The sequence below is a fragment of the Chitinophaga sp. genome (assembly GCF_039596155.1).
Taxonomy (GTDB): Bacteria; Bacteroidota; Bacteroidia; order Chitinophagales; family Chitinophagaceae; genus Chitinophaga.
In genome coordinates this window covers 19409-39978 of sequence record NZ_JBCNKF010000023.1, presented here as the reverse complement: position 1 = coordinate 39978, position 20570 = coordinate 19409, and the positions used below count along the sequence as shown (strand labels likewise).

General features: G+C 42.2%; 13 protein-coding genes. 8 read left to right on the top strand and 5 right to left on the bottom strand.

Annotated elements, in window-relative coordinates:
- Nucleotides 1–12 precede the first annotated feature (12 nt).
- The gene (gene dxs, locus ABDW33_RS21130; RefSeq protein WP_343692087.1) at nucleotides 13–1944 is read left to right on the top strand and encodes a 1-deoxy-D-xylulose-5-phosphate synthase; all 1932 of its coding nucleotides are present in this window, start codon (nucleotides 13–15) and stop codon (nucleotides 1942–1944) included.
- Nucleotides 1945–2056: 112 nt separating this feature from the next.
- Nucleotides 2057–3265, top strand: a complete 1209-nt coding sequence (locus tag ABDW33_RS21125) for an MFS transporter (RefSeq protein ID WP_343692086.1) — start codon at nucleotides 2057–2059, stop codon at nucleotides 3263–3265.
- Nucleotides 3266–3579: 314 nt separating this feature from the next.
- Here ABDW33_RS21125 and yidD read toward each other — a convergent pair whose 3' ends face one another.
- Together yidD and ABDW33_RS21115 are read right to left on the bottom strand one after the other, a co-directional pair.
- On the bottom strand, nucleotides 3580–3843 hold the full coding sequence (gene yidD, locus ABDW33_RS21120; protein WP_343692085.1) for a membrane protein insertion efficiency factor YidD: 264 nt from the start codon (nucleotides 3841–3843) through the stop codon (nucleotides 3580–3582).
- Nucleotides 3844–3846: 3 nt separating this feature from the next.
- Nucleotides 3847–4074, bottom strand: a complete 228-nt coding sequence (locus tag ABDW33_RS21115; protein WP_343692084.1) for a hypothetical protein — start codon at nucleotides 4072–4074, stop codon at nucleotides 3847–3849.
- A 611-nt stretch (nucleotides 4075–4685) separates the two neighbouring features.
- On the opposite strand from ABDW33_RS21115, the gene ABDW33_RS21110 reads away from it, so the two are divergent.
- The 5 genes from ABDW33_RS21110 (at nucleotide 4686) to ABDW33_RS21090 (ending at nucleotide 13552) form a co-directional block, all read left to right on the top strand.
- The gene (locus ABDW33_RS21110) at nucleotides 4686–5492 is read left to right on the top strand and encodes an alpha/beta hydrolase (protein ID WP_343692083.1); all 807 of its coding nucleotides are present in this window, start codon (nucleotides 4686–4688) and stop codon (nucleotides 5490–5492) included.
- Between the two features lie 353 nt (nucleotides 5493–5845).
- Nucleotides 5846–6742 (top strand): hypothetical protein, encoded by an 897-nt coding sequence (locus tag ABDW33_RS21105; RefSeq protein ID WP_343692082.1) that lies wholly within the window; start codon nucleotides 5846–5848, stop codon nucleotides 6740–6742.
- A 176-nt stretch (nucleotides 6743–6918) separates the two neighbouring features.
- A complete protein-coding gene (locus ABDW33_RS21100; RefSeq protein ID WP_343692081.1) occupies nucleotides 6919–8022 on the top strand; it encodes a glycoside hydrolase family 88 protein in 1104 nt (367 codons plus the stop codon).
- A 343-nt stretch (nucleotides 8023–8365) separates the two neighbouring features.
- The gene (locus ABDW33_RS21095) at nucleotides 8366–11632 is read left to right on the top strand and encodes a SusC/RagA family TonB-linked outer membrane protein (RefSeq protein ID WP_343692080.1); all 3267 of its coding nucleotides are present in this window, start codon (nucleotides 8366–8368) and stop codon (nucleotides 11630–11632) included.
- Nucleotides 11633–11641: 9 nt separating this feature from the next.
- The gene (locus ABDW33_RS21090; protein ID WP_343692079.1) at nucleotides 11642–13552 is read left to right on the top strand and encodes a RagB/SusD family nutrient uptake outer membrane protein; all 1911 of its coding nucleotides are present in this window, start codon (nucleotides 11642–11644) and stop codon (nucleotides 13550–13552) included.
- 15 nt (nucleotides 13553–13567) lie between these two features.
- Here the strand turns inward: ABDW33_RS21090 and ABDW33_RS21085 are convergent, their stop codons facing one another.
- A complete protein-coding gene (locus ABDW33_RS21085; RefSeq protein WP_343692078.1) occupies nucleotides 13568–14332 on the bottom strand; it encodes a response regulator in 765 nt (254 codons plus the stop codon).
- 1 nt (nucleotide 14333) lies between these two features.
- Nucleotides 14334–17519, bottom strand: a complete 3186-nt coding sequence (locus ABDW33_RS21080) for a two-component regulator propeller domain-containing protein (protein ID WP_343692077.1) — start codon at nucleotides 17517–17519, stop codon at nucleotides 14334–14336.
- A 246-nt stretch (nucleotides 17520–17765) separates the two neighbouring features.
- On the opposite strand from ABDW33_RS21080, the gene ABDW33_RS21075 reads away from it, so the two are divergent.
- Nucleotides 17766–19319: a family 43 glycosylhydrolase gene (locus ABDW33_RS21075; RefSeq protein WP_343692076.1), complete on the top strand. Its 1554-nt coding sequence runs from the start codon at nucleotides 17766–17768 to the stop codon at nucleotides 19317–19319.
- 92 nt (nucleotides 19320–19411) lie between these two features.
- Here the strand turns inward: ABDW33_RS21075 and ABDW33_RS21070 are convergent, their stop codons facing one another.
- Nucleotides 19412–20557: an AhpC/TSA family protein gene (locus tag ABDW33_RS21070; RefSeq protein WP_343692075.1), complete on the bottom strand. Its 1146-nt coding sequence runs from the start codon at nucleotides 20555–20557 to the stop codon at nucleotides 19412–19414.
- Nucleotides 20558–20570: the final 13 nt, after the last annotated feature.

The window sequence follows — 20570 nt, the reverse complement described above, 5'->3', positions numbered from 1 at the left end:
AAAATTAACGAAATGGCTTTGGCTTATAATATCAATACCCCCGGTGATTTACGGCGTCTTCCGCTATCGTCTTTACCGGGTTTTTGTGAAGAACTGAGAGCTTATCTTATCGACCAGATCTCATTGAACGGGGGGCATTTCAGTTCAAGTCTGGGGGTGGTAGAACTTACCGTAGCACTGCATTATGTATTCAATACACCGGTAGATAAACTTATCTGGGATGTTGGACACCAGGCATATCCACATAAACTTATCACCGGAAGAAGGCCCCTTTTCCATACCAATAGAAAACAGGGAGGAATCAGTGGTTTCCCATGCATAGAAGAAAGTGTGTTTGATGCGTTTGGAACCGGCCATTCTTCCACTTCCATTTCAGCTATATTGGGTATGGCCTGTGCGGCGAGGTATCGTAATGAGAATGAACGCCAGCATATCGCTGTCATTGGTGATGGTGCAATAACCGCCGGGCTGGCATTTGAAGGGCTAAATAATGCCGGATTCGAACAGGCCAATATGCTGATAATATTAAACGACAACAATATGTCGATTGATGCGAACACAGGCGCGCTTCAAAATTACCTTACGGAATTGACTACAGGTAAGAAGTACAATGCACTGAAATTACACATCAAAAATTTATTGTCTCTTATGAAACAACAGGACAAATGGCCATTTGCCAGGATCAGGCAATTGGAGAAAATCATAAAGACCAGCTTTTTAAGCTATAGTAATCTTTTTGAGGCGCTGAATATTCGGTACTTCGGTCCGGTAGACGGGCACGATATTGAAAAGCTAACAGGTTTGTTAGAAAAAATCAAACACATACCCGGACCTAAATTGTTACATTGCGTAACTGTGAAAGGAAAAGGTTTTCAGCATGCGATGATAGATACACCAAGCTGGCATGCAACCGGAAAGTTTGACAAATTGACCGGTGTGAGATGTAAAGATGCACCGGGTAATAAGATGAATACTTTTCAGGAAGTATTTGGAAAGACACTCACTACGCTCGCCCGGAAAAATAAACGTATAATAGCAATAACACCGGCCATGCTTTCGGGAAGTGCCCTCACGGCGATGAAGCAGGAGATGGCTGATCGTGTTTTTGATGTAGGTATTACAGAGCAACATGCTGTCACTTTTTCGGCAGGCCTCGCTGCTGATGGGTTAATACCATTCTGTACTATCTACTCCACTTTTTTACAACGTGCTTATGATCAGGTTATTCATGACGTTGCCTTACAAAAGTTAAATGTTATATTCTGCATTGACCGGGCAGGGGTAGTTGGGGCTGATGGACCGACACACCACGGTGCTTTTGATATCTCTTTTCTTCGGTGTATACCCAATATCATCGGAGCTTCGCCAATGGACCTTGAAGACTTTAGAAATCTTCTTTATACTGCACAGGACAAACAGGAGAAAGGTCCTTTTGCAATTCGTTATCCTAAAGGAACCGGAATAGACAACGACAGTAATGGTGTCTTTCGAAAATTGGAAATAGGGAGGGGAAGAAGGATTAAAGACGGCAATAACATAGCCGTGCTGTCTCTTGGCCCCGTCGGACAATATGTGAAAGAAGCGTATGAGGAACTGGCTGCTGAACAAATAGAAGTAGCACATTATGACCTGCGGTTCTTTAAGCCACTTGATGAAAAGCTATTACATGCTGTATTTCAAAAATTTGCTATCGTAATTACCATAGAGGACGGGTGTATTGCCGGTGGTGTGGGTAGCGGTGTAATGGAGTTTATGGTTGATCATGGATATTCTTCAGTCTTAAAGCGGCTGGGATTGCCGGATACATTCGCTACCCAGGGTACACAGCAGCAGCTCCATGAAATATATGGATATGATAAAAATACGCTCGTTGCCCTGATCAGGGAATTGCATGGCAGTTTTGCTATGACCGGAAACACAGGCAACATACTTCCGGCTTTTTGAATAAGCTATTTTGAATAGGGCACTTCAACTGTACCAGTAAAACATTCAGCTGCTGTATCGGTCGTGCTATGAGTTTCTTTATTTCCTTTGTGCGGTTAAATTGTTTATTTAGATGAATGCAGATAAAGCAATCCGAAATACCTTTGCCACTTTGAGCAATACCTCTCCTTCATTGTCTCTTGTCGTGATTTTATCATTAGGTACTTTTATAGTTTTCTTTCAGGGGTTTATGGTTGCCCCTATTTTACCTCAACTGTCTTCACTTTTCCATGTGTCTGTCAGGTATGTGAGCTTTATTGAACCTGCTTATTTACTGAGTTATGGTTTTTCTACTTTAATATATGCTCCTCTGTCGGACAAATATGGCAGGTTTCCGGTGATTATATTTTCTATTACCGGCTTTATAGTGATCACCGCTTGTACAGGTTTTGCAAATACGATCAATCAAATGATTATTCTTAGATTACTGACAGGGTTAATAGCCGGCGGGGTGGCACCTACGACGATTGGCTGGATTGGAGATCAGTTTCCCTACGAAAAAAGAGGGCATGCATTAGGCGTTTTTTTTGGTTTTATGGCTGGGGGTACGGCATTCGGTTCCAGTTCAGGTGCTTTGTTGACGGCCTATGTGGGATGGAAGATGTTGTTCTGGATTGTGGCGACAATAGGCTTGTTTATTTTGGCGATTCTACTGATAAATTATAAAAAATTTGTCCAGGAGAAAAATGAGAAGCCTTTCGGATTGAAGAATACACTCATTTCGTATAAAAAAATTCTCCTGTTGCCAAGAGGCTGGCGAACTTATATGTTTGTACTCTTTAATTCAATGTTCCATAGCGGGGTATTTGCGTGGACCGGATACTTCTTTTTCAGCAACTATCATTTAAGCGAAAAAGGGGTAGGATTGGCGTTGTTGGGATATGGCATTCCGGGGCTTCTATTAGGTCCTTTTCTGGGCAAGCTGGCAGATAATTATGGTCGTAACAGGATTATTCCAATAGGTATTTTTGTGGGGGCGCTTTCAGCATTTTTGCTGGGCATGAATTATTCAATATTTTTCTCCTGTATTTTGATCGCTACTTTGTCGCTTGGCTTTGATATGACACATCCTCTTTTTGCGGCAATTATTACTACGCTTTCTAATCAGAAGGGAGTGGCAATTGGGTTATTTGCGTTTGTTATGTTTATGGGTTATGGCCTGGGTAGCCTGGTATTTAGTCTTATTATAACTATAGGGTTGAATGAGAGTTTTATGATATTTGGATTGATGGCTGCCCTGGGGTGTGTATTATCTGTTTTTGCATTTAGAAAGGAAAAGTGATTGTTTTGAGATTAATGCAGATCATTCATAGAATGTTGATTATGGCGCAATCCTGTGAGTAAATTATATGTTCCGGAATTTATTGATTCCGGAACTCTTGTCATCTTAAAAAATCTACTAATCTCAATTTGCGTACCTAGGAAGATGTAGACATTAAATATATTTGCTGATTTTCGATGACCTGTGAAAAGTGCCCGCATGTGTATTTTTATGCATAACGGATACATTGGGACTTTGGAATTGACGTAAGTGTCTGAGGTAATCTAACCAGCCATAATTGATCGTATGACTTGTGTCAATCTGCCCGTTGCCGATTATACGTTTGTAAACTTTCTGGCTATTACTTCACTATCCTGTAAGATAACCCATTCTTCCTGGTCATGCATAATATATACAGCATAATAAGGTGTACATTGCTTCATGCGTTGTTTAAGGGCTTTAATTCCTTTAAGGAATCCCTGTTCTTTCGTCGTTTGGTAAACATAGTTTGAACAGGTATGTTTAAAAATACAATGCCTTCGCCATTTTTTGGGAATGAGCCAGTAGATATGTATGAGAAAAATAAACATCCATTTCATAGATTACTTTTTAAATACGAGTACAGTATAAGTTGTTACAAAAGATGGTTTAGCTCCTACTCCAAAACATCCCTGATCTGCAGCTATATGGGTTTCTACTGAATCCATACGTGTATATTCCCATCCTTGATTAGCATAATTGTCGATGATGATTTGCATTTGTTTTGCCACAGTTGACGAAGTGTCATTTCTTGTTATTTGTGCCATAAAAGGGACTACTTTGAATTCCATTGGTTATTTTTTTAGTTGAACATGTTAATTGCTGGTTGCTTTCTTCCACTAAATTACTTTGATAGCGTGAAATAATAATTTGCATACCTGAAAAAGGGGAAAAATCCTGTATTCAGTTCGCTGTCCGGTTGTGCAGAAAATGGACTAACACCCAATCAACTTGTTTAATTTAAGTTCCCGGAGCTGATTGAATAAAAAATTGAGGGTGCTTCAAAGTAATTGAAGCGCCGTCGGTTAAATTTTTATTTTTGCTGAATCAGTTTCAGAAAAGTGAAGGAAAATACTCACCTATGCTAAAATTGAATGTATGTTATTCACTTTTAAGCTCTTTATAGGATTAACCATCACTACTTTAATGGCCTGATAACTGATAGTGATCCAGCCCCCCGAATAGGTTTGACAGCGTACCAGGACGCTTTTCCCCGCATACTTGTAAGATCGCTTGATTTCCTTTACTAAATTTTAAAGGTTTGGTATTCCTATGTTCCAAATCCCCCCCTCAATTGTCGTAATTACCCCTCCTGGATTTTGAGAGAACAATGTACGTTTGTACCAGTAAAATACAGAAAATGAAAAACACCATACTCTCATTATCATTGATAATTTTCATTATGACAGGATCCTTAGCACAGCAAAAACCTACAACATCCGGATACGCACCCGTTAATGGATTAAAAATCTATTATGAATCCTATGGTGAGGGTGCTCCGATTGTACTGCTCCATGGCAGCTTTATGACCATTGGTACCAATTGGGGCCAGCTCATACCGGAATTATCTAAAACCCACAAAGTAATTGCCCTGGAAATGCAGGGGCACGGCCATACCGCCGATATTGACCGCCCTTATTCCTACAAAGCATTGGCAGACGATGTAGCTGGATTGCTGAAATATCTTAATATTAAACAGGCGGATGTAATCGGGTACAGTTTCGGCGCTCCCGTATGTTATCAACTAGCAATTGCATATCCACAGCTGGTAGGGAAGCTGGTGATCATTTCGGGTGTATACAAAAGGACTGGCTGGCAGCCACAGGTACGGGAAGCTATTAATGGAATAACGCCGGAACTGTTTGCCAATACACCAATGAAACAAGCCTACGATTCGGTAGCACCCGATCCTGCTCACTGGGCAGCATTCATTACAAAAATGGTCAAATTTGCAGGTCAGGATTTTGATTTAGGAGATGATAATATCAAACATCTCTCATCACCTGTGTTAATGATCATGGGCGATAATGACGGAGTCGACTTAGAATACACCGCCAGTACTTATCAACTGCTAGGTGGAGGTATAATAGGAGATTTCGCAGGACTACCCAAATCACAACTGGCAATAATTCCGAATAGCAGCCATGTTAGCCTGATGGGTAAAGCAGAAATACTATCCGGTATTATTCTTCCTTTCTTAGGTAGATAAGCACAAATAGGGCTACTTTAAAATGGCGTTCAGATATCCAAAGTCCGTGACAATATTCCTCCTCCCAATCAGTTCTGCTTAGAGATCCCCATATGTCCAGATGAATCTCTGCCAGATAATCTCCAACACTATAACTTACCGATGATAAAATTTCAAAAGATATTATTCCCTTTTCAGGGAAATAAATACCAGGTAGTTGGTGTTTTCTATCATTGTCAGAAGTTTTAATTTCGATAGTAGTAAATCATTATTAATGATGTTTTTTCGCAGGGAATCGCGTTTTTAAAACCGCCAGCAAGTTCGGTACGAAACTGATTGATCTTTTAACTATTGAACCTTTAAAATTATGACCTATGAAGATTATCGTATTCATTGCTTCTTTGTTTATTTCTATTAGTGTTTGTGGCCAACAGGTGGATTCGTTGTTATATATACATGCATTGGATGAGGCGTCAGCAAATAATATTCTTTCAGGAGAACCTTGTCAGATAAGAGCCTGGTATCTTCGGCAATGTTGGATGGGAAAGGTGGACGCTGATATGAAGCTGGTTAATGTGGACAGTATTGCCCAGGCGCTGGCGATAAAAAACGTGGCGGAAAAGTTTAATCGTACCGCAGATAGGTTGACCAGAATTGAAGATATAAAAGATGATACAACCATTGATGGGGAGCCGTATGTATTAATGGTAGCTCTATTAAAAAGTACTTTTGAAAAAGATGTATCAGTCAGGCATTTTAGTGATAAGGTAGCGATATATAAATCTGGGGGTGAATTATTTAAGAATACTTTATTTCTTACTACGCGGAATGATCTGGAGCATTTTGCAGCAACTCACGATCTGTTAAAATTGAATGATTCTCTAAAGAGATACAGAATATTGCAATTATTAGGGCTAAAGCCGAACTCAGAAAATAACACCTTTTATGAATTTTGGGTAAGGAAGGAAGACTTGTTCAGGCCAGCTTTTGATTCTGCGATGAAAGTTTCTTTATCAGGACATTACCCCGATCCGCAGTACTTTAAATACTATCTGACTTTTACAAAAGGGTCTTACGATGATGTAGCCCTTTTCTATAATTATCCATTTACCGGCTTGGGTTATACCTGGGATTACAATCCCGAAAGTACAGATCATTTTGGTGTAACTGAATTTGTAGTTAAAGAAAACAGATTGGTGCTTTTAAAGCGAAAGGTAAATTTTTGCCGCTATTGGAAGGAAATTGTGAAACGAAAAGCAGACCAGGTATAGCAAGGAAACGCAGAACACCACCCTGATTTTTGACCTGAATCGACAAAAAACTGAACAAAACCTGTTAAAAATATTCTATTTCTTCGCATAACTCCTGCCTCGGTGCAGTAAAAATGATGTCGCAATATGCGAACACCTGATCGGGAATAAACAAGAACTAAAATTTATAAAACGTTATGCGAAAGTTATTTCTTTTCTTACTAACAATTTTATCTTTCCAATTTACATTCGCCCAGCAAAACCCCTTTACCAAATTTCCTAATGGGTCCAGCCCTAATGATATAGGCAAACGATTAGCCTACCATTTCGTCGACGGCAGGCACGAACTCTATGCCGGCCAATACATCCACTATGCCGAAGTCTGCACCTGGAATGGGGCTTTGGATTATGCTGTAAAAACCAAAGACCCAAAACTGATCAAACTCTTACAAGACAAATTTGAACCGTTCTTTACCCGCGAAAAGCCACTCCTGCCTCCTAAATATCATGTTGACTACAATATGTTCGGCAGCGTGGCACTTAAACTCTACCAGATCACCAAAGACGAACGCTATAAAAAAATAGGTCTTGCCTACGCCGATTCCCAATGGGAACTGCCTGACAATGCAAAACCGGAAGAGAAATCCTGGGCAGACAATGGTTATTCATGGCAAACCCGCCTGTGGATCGACGATATGTACATGATCACCGTAGTACAGAACGAAGCCTACAAAGTGACCGGCGACCGCAAGTACATCGACAGGGCAGCAAAAGAAATGGTCCTCTACCTGGATAAATTACAGCGCCCGAACGGCCTTTTCTATCACGCCCCTGATGTTCTCTACATCTGGGCAAGAGGTGCCGGCTGGATGGCTGTTGGCATGCCAGATCTGCTTCGCAACCTGCCTAGAGACCACAAAGACCGCCCACGGATCATGGAAGGCTATCTCGCTATGATGAAAAGCCTGAAAGAATATCAAAGGCCGGATGGCATGTGGAACCAGCTGATCGATCAGGCCGATTTCTGGCCTGAAACATCCGGCACCGCAATGTTTACCTATGCATTTATAATAGGAGTTCAGCAAGGCTGGTTAGATGCAGCTGCATATGCGCCCGCAGCCCTGAAAGCATGGCAGGCAATGGTTGCCCACATTGATGAACGCAATAATGTAACAGAAGTTTGTATTGGTACCGGTAAAAAGAATGATAAACAATATTATCATGACCGCCCCCGCAATGCGGGTGACCTCCATGGACAAGCCCCTTACCTGTGGTGCGCAACTGCACTCCTGGGAAAATAACTGCAATACCGTTGGTGGCGCTGGACAATCCCACCAACGGTTACCTTACTTTGGAATGATTCGACAAAAAGTTGAACAATCCAAACAGAAAAAGAATGATTACTTCGCAATAGTATATCAACCACGTAGATCAGAAAAAGAGATTAGGGATCAAATAAATACTAACAGAAAATTCAAGATAACACTTGCAGGGTTCGCGCTGATGAATATTCCACTTATGACAGGCCTAAAGTATTATCTCCTGATAGCTTGAAGAAAAAATTCCACACATGATGAGCCATCAACAGATAGCTCCGGGGTACTATTTGCCAAAATCAACCTAATAATAAATTGACCGATGATTATGGAGCAAAACTATACAAAAACAAGCTCTCCTTTGTATAAGCGGTACTTACTGCCTGCGTTATTATTTTTACTGTTTCCCATTTATGCCGCTGCACAAAATCAGGTAATAACAGGCCGCGTCACTGACTCACTGGGAAATGGAATTGCCGGCGTTACAATCGCAGTCAAAGGAACTACCGTGATTGCCAACTCAGATGCGTCCGGAAACTTCAGTATTCAGGCCGCCAAAGGAGTGCCACTGAGAGCCTCACACGTCAGCTATATCACCAAAGAAGTAATACCAGCTGGAAAACCCCTTACCATCATCATGCAACCAGCTACCAACGACTTAAATAATGTAGTCGTGATTGGTTATGGAACCATGAAGAAAAAAGATCTTACCGGGGCAATATCCTCCATTCGCCCCAATAAAATTGCAGATGAGAATCCGAAAACAGTCCAGGACGTCATTCGCGGTACACCCGGAGTAAGCGTAGGTTTCGATCCTTCTGCAAAAGGAGGAGGTACCATACGTATTCGTGGACAGCGCTCCGTGTATACTGATGGAGGACATAATGATCCTTTGCTCATACTGGACGGTATGATCTTTTACGGAGAATTGTCTGAAATAAATCCTGATGATATTGATCAGATTGACATCCTTAAAGATGCTTCTGCAGCTGCGATTTATGGCGCCAAATCCGCTAACGGTGTACTGATCATCACCACAAAAAAGGGCAAAAAAGGTAAGCCTGTTATTAACCTGACAACCAACCTCGGGCTTTCTAAAATGGCTGCAAACAGGAAGGTGTTTGGGCCCGAAGGATATATGCAATACCGCGAAGACTGGTATACTGCCGGTACTTATGGCATCAACACCACTACAGGCAGCTATGAACCATATATATCAGAAACTGCCACCGCAGGTAAACTGGGATATTATGAAATGCCCACCGACAAAATGCTCAATAAATATGGGATCACTATCGACCAATGGAGAGCCTATTCAACAAATACAAGTGGCGCATCCGATGACCGGATCCGGGCTGAACGCTTAGGTCTCCAATTCACTACGTTGGAAAACTATCTGCAGAATAAATCCTTCGATTGGTACAGACATAGTTTCCGCACCGGCGTTAACCAGGACTATAACCTCAGCGTATCCGGTGCCAGTGACAAAATTAATTACTATTTATCTGCCGGTATGTTGTCTAACCAGGGAGTGGTGGCTGGTGACAATTACAGGGCGGTACGTTCCAACCTGAAAGTGGATGGCCAGGTCGCCGACTGGCTGGATATCAGTGCCAATGTGAATTTCCAGGACCGGTCTGATGGAAATATTGCCGTGAACTGGGGATCACAGATCATTAACAACAGCCCTTTTGCAGCTTACAAAGATGAGGACGGAAACCTGGAAGTACACCCCATGGGAGATGAGATGACTGCAAACAAAGGATATAATTTTGATTTCAATAAACAGTATATGAAACTTGAAAGAGGCTATACTGTACTAAATACAATTTTCTCCGCCAAAGTGAAACTGCCTTTTAATATCAAATACTCTTTCAATGTTTCCCCCAGGTATCAATGGTATTATAACCGCTACTTTGAATCGTCAGAGCACCCCGACTGGCTGGCCATTAATCATGGTGTAGACCGCAACTGGAGCAAACGTTTTGACTGGTCTTTGAATAATACTCTCAGCTGGGAAAAGACAATTGCACAAAAGCATACTGTCAATATAACCCTGGTGCAGGAAGCAGAAGACAGGCACTATTGGAGTGATGTGATCAATGCCCGCAATATCCTGCCGAGTGATGCATTGGGATTCCATGAAACATCTACCGGTGATCCGCTTAACAGCAGTTTTAACACCGACGACTCTCACGAAACAGCTGACGGTATGCTTGCACGCTTGTTCTACGCATACGATGATCGTTATATGGTGACCGCCTCCGTGCGTCGTGACGGCTACTCTGCATTTGGCACTTCCAATCCTCGGGCGACTTTTTTCTCAACAGCCATTGCATGGACATTTACGAATGAAAGTTTCTTTAAGTGGACCCCATTGAATAATGGTAAGCTGCGCTTGTCCTATGGACAGAACGGGAACAGGTCACTTGCCAACCCCTATATCGCACTTGCCAATCTGGCTAATGGTGCAACGACACAAGGATACGTCGATGTCAACGGCAATTATGTCCAATACTATTATCTAAGGATCGATCGTATGGCAAACCCACATTTGCGTTGGGAAAAAACAACCGCATACAATGCAGGACTAGACCTCGCCTTCCTGAACAACAGGATTAGTACTACGCTTGATTATTATTTCATGCCCACAACAAATATGATCATGAGTCAGTCGCTACCTGATTTTTCAGGATTTACCAATATCACCACCAATTTAGGAGAAGTACAAAATAAAGGTTTTGAAATATCCGTCAATACTCAAAATATAAAAACACCCGACTTTAGCTGGAATACCACCTTCGGATTTTCGAAATACAAAAACACCGTGAAGCACCTGTATTACCGCTACGAAGATGTGTTAGATGCGAATGGAAATGTTGTCTCCTCAAAAGAATCCGATGATATATCAAATGGATGGTTTATCGGACAACCTATCAGCGCCATCTGGAACTACCGTGTAACAGGAATATGGCAGGTGAATGAAGCAGCAGAAGCTGCCAGGTACGGCCAAAGACCCGGCGATCCTAAAGTTGCAAATAATTATACAGCAGATGATACTAAAAATACTGATGGTACTACGACAGCGGTGTATAATAATAGCGATAAGGAATTCATTGGCCAGACAACCGCACCCGTTATGTGGTCATTGCGAAATGATTTTACCTGGAAAAATTTCAATCTCTCGTTCAATATCTATTCTTACTGGGGCAATAAGAGCCTGAGCACTGCTTACCTGAACCAGGACAATAGTGTTTCCCAGGTTACCTATAATGCCAATACCTATTATAAGAAATACTGGACCCTTGACAATCCCAGTGATTTCTTCGGACGCCTGGATGCCAGAGGTCCTTCCGGAGTAGCGGCCCCAAACAGGCTATTCGATCGATCTTTTATCAGGTTGGATAACCTTACTATTGGCTTTGCTATGCCACACAGACTACTTACCCCGGCAAAGATCGACAACCTGAGAATATACGCTACAGTGCGCAATGTGGCCGTCTGGAAAAAAGATAAGAACTGGGACTATTGGGATATAGAAACCGGAGACGTTGCTCCACGTATCTATACACTTGGATTAAACCTCACCTTCTAAAATTTACCCATGAAAAATTACTATATAATAATCGTTTTCTTCATAGTGATCATTACTGCCTGTAATAAGAAATACCTTGATCCGGATCCATTATCTTTTTATGAGCCGGAAAAAACCTTTTCTACCAAATCAGGCCTTGATGCTGCAATAGCGATGTGCGACAAACATTTGCGTAGCTATTGGAGCTACATTACAACAAGGGATATTTCAGTTCCCATAAATACCGAGTATATGTTGTCAGACATGGCCGTATCGGCAAAAACAGATGACGGAAGTATCTTTGCAGATGTGGCAACACGCCTTACACCTACCGATGGCATGTACACGAACGATGTGAACATGATGAGTTTTTTCTGGGGAGAAACCTATAATGGTATTAAGTATGCCAATACAATCACCACGTTTATCGATAAAGTACCCGGTTTGGATGAGGCAACAAAACATGACTACATCGGCAAGGCCTACTTCCACAGATCCTTTCGTTACCTTGCCTTGTGTTTTCAGTTTAACAATGTGCCCTTAATCACCCAGATTCCCTCTACGCCCAAGCAGAACTATAAAAGCACCAGTCGGGAAGCGATCTTAGAAATGATTACCAACGATATGGAAGCTGCCGTGCAATGGGTACCGGAGCAGTCCGGCATGTCTCATATAGGAATGATCAATAAAGGTGCCTGCCGTCAGCTGCTGATCAAATGCTACCTCGCCACAGGCCAATGGGATAAAGCAATCGCACAGGCCGATACGTTGATCAATAATTCAGGTTATTCATTAATGACAGCACCATTTGGTACCTTCGAAAGCCCGCTGGAAGCTACCTGGCATATTACCAGGAACGTCATATGGGATCTGCACCGCCCGGTAAACAAATGCATTATAGCAAATAAAGAAGCCATACTTGCAATGCCCAACCGTGATAATACAGATGCTGCCATAAAAATGCGCACTATGCGTAACTGGGGGCCAATGTGGAATATATCTACCCTGGTTTCACCCGCTGGAAAATTTATGCAATGCTACGCATCATCAAGTAAATCCTACCGGGCTAATCTTGATTTTAACTCAGCTGTTGGACGCGGTATAGCTATGATCCGGCCTACCTGGTTTGCAACAGAGGATCTTTGGTATGTGAATGGGATCAATGATACTGCCGATCTCCGGCACAACAGCAGGGTGGGAAACTGGGCAAGAATGGACTCGCTGAAATATAATGATCCTTCTGATGCCGCGTATTTCGGTAAAAACCTGCGACTTTACGAGGGCAGTAAAATTTTGTGCTCAGATACAGTACGTAACTGGTTCGATTGGCCGCATTACAAAGTCTTCGTAAACGACCCTGATCATATAGGAAATGCTGCAAGTAATAATAATAGGGGGGGGGCGGCAGACTGGTATTGCTATCGTCTGGCGGAGACATATCTCCTTCGTGCTGAAGCGGAATTTTATAAAGGAAATATAGGCGCCGCCACCAAGGATGTAAATGTTGTAAGACAGAGAGCACAATGCCGGCAGTTATACGCGACCGTCACTATCGGCGATATTGTCAATGAACGTGGCCGTGAACTATGGATGGAAGAATGGCGGCACATGGAGTTAAGTCGCATATCCTACAGTCTGGCCCTGAGTGGTAAAAGTGATGAATGGGGAAATACTTACAATGCAGCGACCCTCTCTGACAATAGTTACTGGTATCAGCGCATACAGCACTACAGTAATTACTATAACAAAAACAAAGTGACTGTAAAGGGCAGATCATATACAATGGCACCTCATAACATCTATTGGCCGATTCCTCAATCAGCGATCGATGCAAACCTCTATGGGAAGCTAAGCCAGAATCCCGGCTATAACGGGTATGCTTCTGGAATAGAAATGTGGACGAAGTGGGAAGATGCTGTAAATGATGAAGATAAAAATTAAGCAGGACTTGCCTGCTTACTCCCTTGGCAATGAATTCGCATATTCATTCGGCGACATTTTGAAATATTTCAGAAAATTACGGCTGAAAAGGCTTTGCGAGCTATAACCGACCATCTTCGAAATTTCGTACAACGAAAATTCATTGCAGGCAATTAAATTTGCCGCTTTCTTAAGACGCGTAAGGTCAATTAATTCTTTTGGAGATAGTGAGGATAAGGACTTGATTTTTCGATACAGTGTTGTTCGGCTCATGAACATGTGCCCGGCGAGCATATCAATATCAATATTAGGATCTTTAATATTATTGCTGATATATTCGTCCAGTTTCTTTAGAAAGGCATAATCGGTTTTGGAATGCGCCATTATCCTTACATCTTCAAAAGGTGAACTGGCAAAATGTTCTTTTATCTTACGGCGGTTTTTGAGCAGGTTAGCAATCTGTATCTGCAGCAATTCTGTCGAGAATGGCTTTTGGATATAAGCATCTGCACCTACTTCCAGCCCTTCTATGTGCGCTTTATAGGTATTCTTGGATGTCAATAGAATAATGGGAATATGACAGTATTCCACATTGGATTTGATGAGCTTGCACAACTCAAACCCATCAATACCAGGCATCATAATATCAGATATGATGAGGTGAATGATCTCTTTGTCTAAAATGTTTTGTGCGATTTCTCCATCGGCAGCAAGATGCAAAGTATAAGCATCTCTCAAAACTACGGACAGGAATTCCAGGATATCTTCATTATCATCAATAATAAGAATACTTTCAGTCATACTATTTTATCTTTTTCCAACTGCTTAATTGAAATTCAAACTTTTGATGTATGGGCAGTTGTAGTTCAAAAATAACCAGATCAGCTTCGCCGGAAATCAATCGCAACGATCCATTATGCAACTCAGTGAGCGATTTGGCCAGTGACAGACCGATACCGGTTCCCGGCTTGTCATTACCTCGTACCCTTACAAAGGGCTTAAAGATCTCCTCTCTGAATTCTTCGGGTATCCCTTTGCCATCGTTGTGAAACCTGATGATAAAATATTCATCAGTGTCGTTTACAGGGTGTATGTTAATCGTGGCCCTGCTGGCTGCATATTTAACGGCATTAGACAGGATGTTGCTGCAGATTTTAACGAAGGCTTCTCTGTCTACAAAGGCTATAAAGTGTTTTTCCGGTACTACTACCTCCAGCTCAATTTTGTTCCTCGCGGCTTGTTCTGTAAAGCTCGTCAGCAGATCACTGATCAGTGCAATGATATCGGTTTTCACAAAATTCAGACTGAACTGACTTACCTCCGTTTTCCTGAAATCCAGTAATTGATTGGTCAGTTCTGTCAGTCGCCTCGTGTTTCTCTCCGCTATAGAGAGGCTGTTCTTAATAGCAGGATCCTGACTGAATTTCTTGAGCAACCATTCTATTGGCCCGGCTATCAGCGTAAGTGGTGTTTGTATTTCATGTGTGATACCTGTAAAGAATTCGATTTTCGCCTGGTATATTTCCTTTTCTTTTTCGTGTTCAAACAATTGCAGCTTACGCAGGTTTTTACGCTCAAGGTATCGGCGATATAACCGGGCCAAAAGGATGATAACCGTGCCTGAGAGTAGGAGGTATACAATGTAAGCAAGCCTGCTTTTCCAGAATGGAGGCAGGATTTTGATGACCAGGCGTCTTTCTTCGCTCGCCCAGCTTCCGGTATTGCTTTCAGCGTGAACAACAAACTCATAGGTGCCGTGACTCAGATCCGTAAAATAGGCTTTCCGGTTAGTCGTGAGATAAGTCCAGGGCTGATCAATGCCCTTCATTAAATATTTATAGCGCGTAGCTTCAGGTGATGAATAGTTCAACGCGGCAAACTCAATACTAAAATTATTCTGATCATATTTCAATATAATAGTGTCCGTGTATAAGATAGATTTGGAAAGGGGACTGTTATACCCACCAGGTATCGTTTCAATATTATTGATCTGGAATCCTGTAATATAGGTAGGAGGGCTGGGCTCCTGCTGATTAAATTGCGCCGGATCAAAGGCTATCATACCTTTAACGGAGCCGAAATACATTTTACCATCGCTATGTTTGTATGCCGAGTTGTAATTGAACTGGTCCGTGATCAATCCGTTGGCTTTAGTGTACACTTTTACCTGTTCAGAATGGAGGTCGAATGAAATAAGACCCTTGGACGAACTGATCCACAAATGCTTTGAATCGTCTTCCAGGATGCTATATATTACATTGCTGGGTAGTCCGTTGGCGGTAGTATATCTACGGATGCTTTTCCCGTCAGGGCTTAATTTGATCAGTCCACAGCCAGTGGTGGCGAACCATAAAGTATGTTCACTGTCTTCAAAGATTTTATACACGGGGAATTCATTGATAGTATGGCCCTTTGTCGTATCGCTGAAGCGTATATTACCGTGCTGGCCGGTTGTAGGATTATAATAGAATGCTCCCTCCTTTACACTGCCTGTCCAGATATTTCCTTTCGAGTCTTCAAATATATCGAAGATGTAAGTGTTGTATGGTATCTCGTTGATGCGTTTGAATGTTTTGTGTTGCCTGTCATACTCAAATAGCCCCGCATTACGGTAGGCAGTGCCGACGAGTAGTTTATTGTTCCTTGTACGGTGGAATGAAATAACAAAATCACTTATCCGGCCCTTGCTGTCACTGATCAGTTTAAAACGATCTGTAATTAAACCGGTGTGCATATCCATGATTTCCATGCCCTGTAAAAAAGGGCCGATAAATAGCTCATTACCCCAGGGAAGCAGCCCATGAATATTGGAATAGGAGAGGCTTCCTTTTTTCCCCGTATCAGTATAGCTTGTAAATATGCCTGTTTTTAGATCCAGTTTGTTGATCCCTGCATCTTCGGTACCAACCCATAGGTGGCCGCTGCTATCAGCACAGATCTCCCTGACCGCATTGCCTGAAATCGAATTAGCGCCTGGTAATGGATAATATTTTTCAAACCGCGCATTGACCTTCGAATAGTAATTTAACCCACCAAAGAAAGTACCGGCCCACATGCCTCCCTCGTTGTCCCGGTATATAGCGTAAACAGCGTTGTCAGCCAGCGAATAAGGATCGCCGGCTCTTTTTCTCAGGCAGGTGCTTTTGTCGGTGGCTAAGTTATAAATGTAAATCCCTAACTCGGTAGCGATCCAATATTGCCCATCATGATCTACCGCAATGTCTCTTACAAAAATATCTTTGTTCTTATCGGTATCGAGTGATAATGATTTGATGATACCGGTTTTAGTATCATAACTTTTTAATCCCTGTTTAAAGCAACCTATCAATAGTTCCTTATTAGGAACAGGGTATATCTTGCTGATAGATCGAGCATTTGCAGGCAGATTTTTATCTACGATCCTTACCCTGGTACCGGGCTTTTCATTTGGATCGTACATATGAATGTTACCATCATCGTCGCCCATCCACAAATTCATATTTGAGTCCAGCGCAATGCAGGACGCCTTTATTTTCAGGTTCACGACCTTATTCTCTGCCTGAATGTATTTGTAGAGTGAGAATTTAATAAGGAACCAGAGGTTATTGTCCTTATCAATGACAAGATTGTTGGTATATTCTTTTGGATCAGTTTCAAGCTCAGTGAGCACTTCTGTGAACGGGTTGTATTTAAAAAGCCCTTTGCCGGTGGCTATCCAGATCATTCCTTTTTTATCCTCAGCAATACAGTTTATGGCATCGTTGCCCAGGCTACCGAATTGATCATTATTGTTTTTATACGCCTTAAAATAGTAGCCGTCAAAACGGTTGATACCACCACGGGTGCCAACCCAGATCAAACCCGTACGGTCCTGAATGATAGTAGTTACCGCATTGTGTACCAGTCCATCATCCACCTGGTAATGCTTAAAATAATATTGGCTAAAACAGGAAGAAATTGTGAACAATAACAGTAAGATCAGCAAAATATTATAACGTGGAAATCTCATAATGCCGGAGTCAAATATAACTATATGAGATCAAATATCCTATCCTGTTCAGATAAAAATTTGGACCCTGGCTCAGCAGGGGAATGCCTTTATTTGCAAAATAACCTGTGCTATCGCCGTCCGGTTTCTTTCCGCTGACTATCGTAAATGAGTTGAGATAAATCGACAAAAAGTTGAACAGATTATGTACTATCCATTCGTTTATTTTGAAAGGCACTAAACCCAATCACTTAACCACAATTCTCTATGAAAAACGAGCTATTTACCAGCACTGTTGTTGTCATCACATTGCTGACGGCCGGTTGTAACAAAAAGCAATCGGAGAGCATTACCCAGTTGAGTCTCCCCAAAACAATCAGTGTTGCACCTCCGTTAGGCACACTGGAGGATAGTGCTATCTATCGCATCAGGGGTATTTCTTCATTACCAGCCGGCCCGGTAGTTGAAGTAACCGGCAATTCAACGGCTGAAGGTGCAAAAATTCAGCAGTGGAACTGGTTCCCCAATAACGGACAGAAATGGAAACTTATAAAAATCGATGCCACTTATTATAAGCTGGTCAATGTCACCAGTAATAAATGTCTCCAGTCGCCATCGGCAACTTCCGGCGATGTATTACTGCAGGGAACTGACGATGGCTCTGATGCGCAACGATGGGCAATAGCCTATTCCGGCAGTAATAACGTTTTTTCACTGACCAACAAGCAAACAGGTATGAAAATGGTGGTTGATCCTGAAGATAGTATACCCGGCAGAAAAATCAGGCAGAAAATTGGTGTAACGGGTACACAGGATCTCTTTGAATTTCGTAACCTCAATTTTAAGAATCCTTTGGTTACAGCCAGTCGTCCCGATCCCTTCATAGCACAAAGGGATGGTTATTATTATTTCCTGTATACGAAAGGCAATAAAATAGGCATTACGAAAACCCCATCCATATCACTACTGGCGGCTATGCCTGAGACCATCGTCTGGACGCCTCCGGCAGGTACAGCGTATTCATCTAATATTTGGGCGCCTGAATTACATTTCTTGTCAGGCAAGTGGTATATATATTTCGCTGCGGATGATACAGGAGGCGATGATAATCACCGCATGTTCGTGTTGGAAAATCCTAATGCCGACCCTACAACCGGAACCTGGACATTCAAAGGAAAGATATCTGATTCAACTGATCAATGGGCTATTGACGGTTCGGTGCTGACCATTGGCACAAAAAATTACTTCATATGGTCAGGCTGGGAAAGTGTGGCTACCAAATATAAACAACATATTTATCTGGCTCCGATGTCTAACCCCTGGACGATTAGCGGTGCGAGGGTAGCAATATCATCGCCTACCAATACCTGGGAGAAATATGAGCCCAGTTCAATAGGGCTGGGTGTGAATGAAGGTCCCATCATGCTACAGAAAGATGCCAGCAGCCCGGTATTCGTTATATATTCAGCAAGCCGTTATACGAGTGATAATTATTGCCTGGCGCAGATACAGCTAGTAAGTGGCGGTGATCCCACCGTTGCGGCCAACTGGATAAATAAGAAGCAGGTGTTTGTCAGGAATGATGCGAACAATGTTTACGGACCAGGACACAATGGCTTTTTTACCAGTAGTTATACGGACGCAAACAATGTGTTGCATACCGAAAACTGGTTTGTATATCATGCGCGCAGTGTAGCCGCGACTACAAACGGAGGCAGAACAGCCAGGATACAAAAGCTGACGTGGAATTCGGACGGATCACCCAACTTTGGAATAGCTGAAGCGGTGGGCGTTAGTACTCCTATTCCGATAGGTGACTGATAAGGTTACCAGCATATCACGCCAATCCTTTCTTAAAGAAAAGCGCCCTGATTAATATCGGGGCGCTTCTTAAACCTTGTGTATTACACAGATTAATTACTTGCAGCTGCCGGGATAAGTACTTCAGTCAGTTTCGCCTCAAGCTCTTTTCCAAATAAGGATTTGCCGATAATATTCCCGTTGGGATCAATCAGGAAGTTCTGTGGAATTGCACGAACGCCGTATAACTTAGCGGCCGAATTATCCCAGAACTTAAGATCAGAAAGCTGCAACCACAGCAACCCATCTTTTTTGATCGCAGCTAACCATAGTGCTTTACTGTCTTGCCTGTCAAGCGATACACCTACAATAGTGAAATTCTGGTCTTTAAATTTATTATACATCTTAATAAGATTAGGATTCTCAGCACGGCAAGGTCCGCACCAGGATGCCCAAAAGTCAAGAAGTACATACTTGCCCCGAAAAGCAGAAAGTTTAACCGGTTTTCCACCTATATCAGGCATCTGGAAATCCGGTGCCTTTTGTCCAATTGCAGTCGCCTTCATCTGCCGGAGGCTTTCCGCGAATTTTTTACCTGCGGGGCTGTTTTTTACCCGCGCTGTTAGCCCGTCAAACAACGGTTTTACTGCATCATACGTTTGTTCATAAGCCACCTTCGGCAATATCTCTAAACTGAGCATTGCATTAGGATGGGACTGTATAAAATTTGTATACGCGGTAGTCGTCAGTTTGCTATACCTCTTTTTAAATGCCTCCAATTTAGCTTCATAATCCGGTGTGGATGCAGGCGATACCTTGCCTTCCATGAAACTTTTGTCCTCAGGGATCATTTTATCAAATTCCGCATCTACGAGGTTATTAAAGTCGGTATAATCATTATTAGAAGGCGTCCCGGTTACCTGGATACCTTGAACTGTACTGTCCTTTGCCTCAACCTTGATAGTGCCCGGTTCTAAAATAACTGTGCACTGTTCAAGACTATTTGTCCGAATCCCTTTCGGATCAAAAATTAAAGTGGCAGATACCGGCGAAGCGTATGTTTTACCTGTAAATTTAAAATAACCGTTTTTCAGCGTTACAGAATCCAATACGTCTTTACCATTCACAGTATATGCCAGGTAAGCCCTGACTGGTGCGTTATATGCGCCGTACTTGCCTTCAATTAAATATTTGCCATTGCCCTGGGAGAATACAGTTAACGGAGACATTAACCAGGCGGCAATCATTAATTTCTTCATATAAATTATTGAA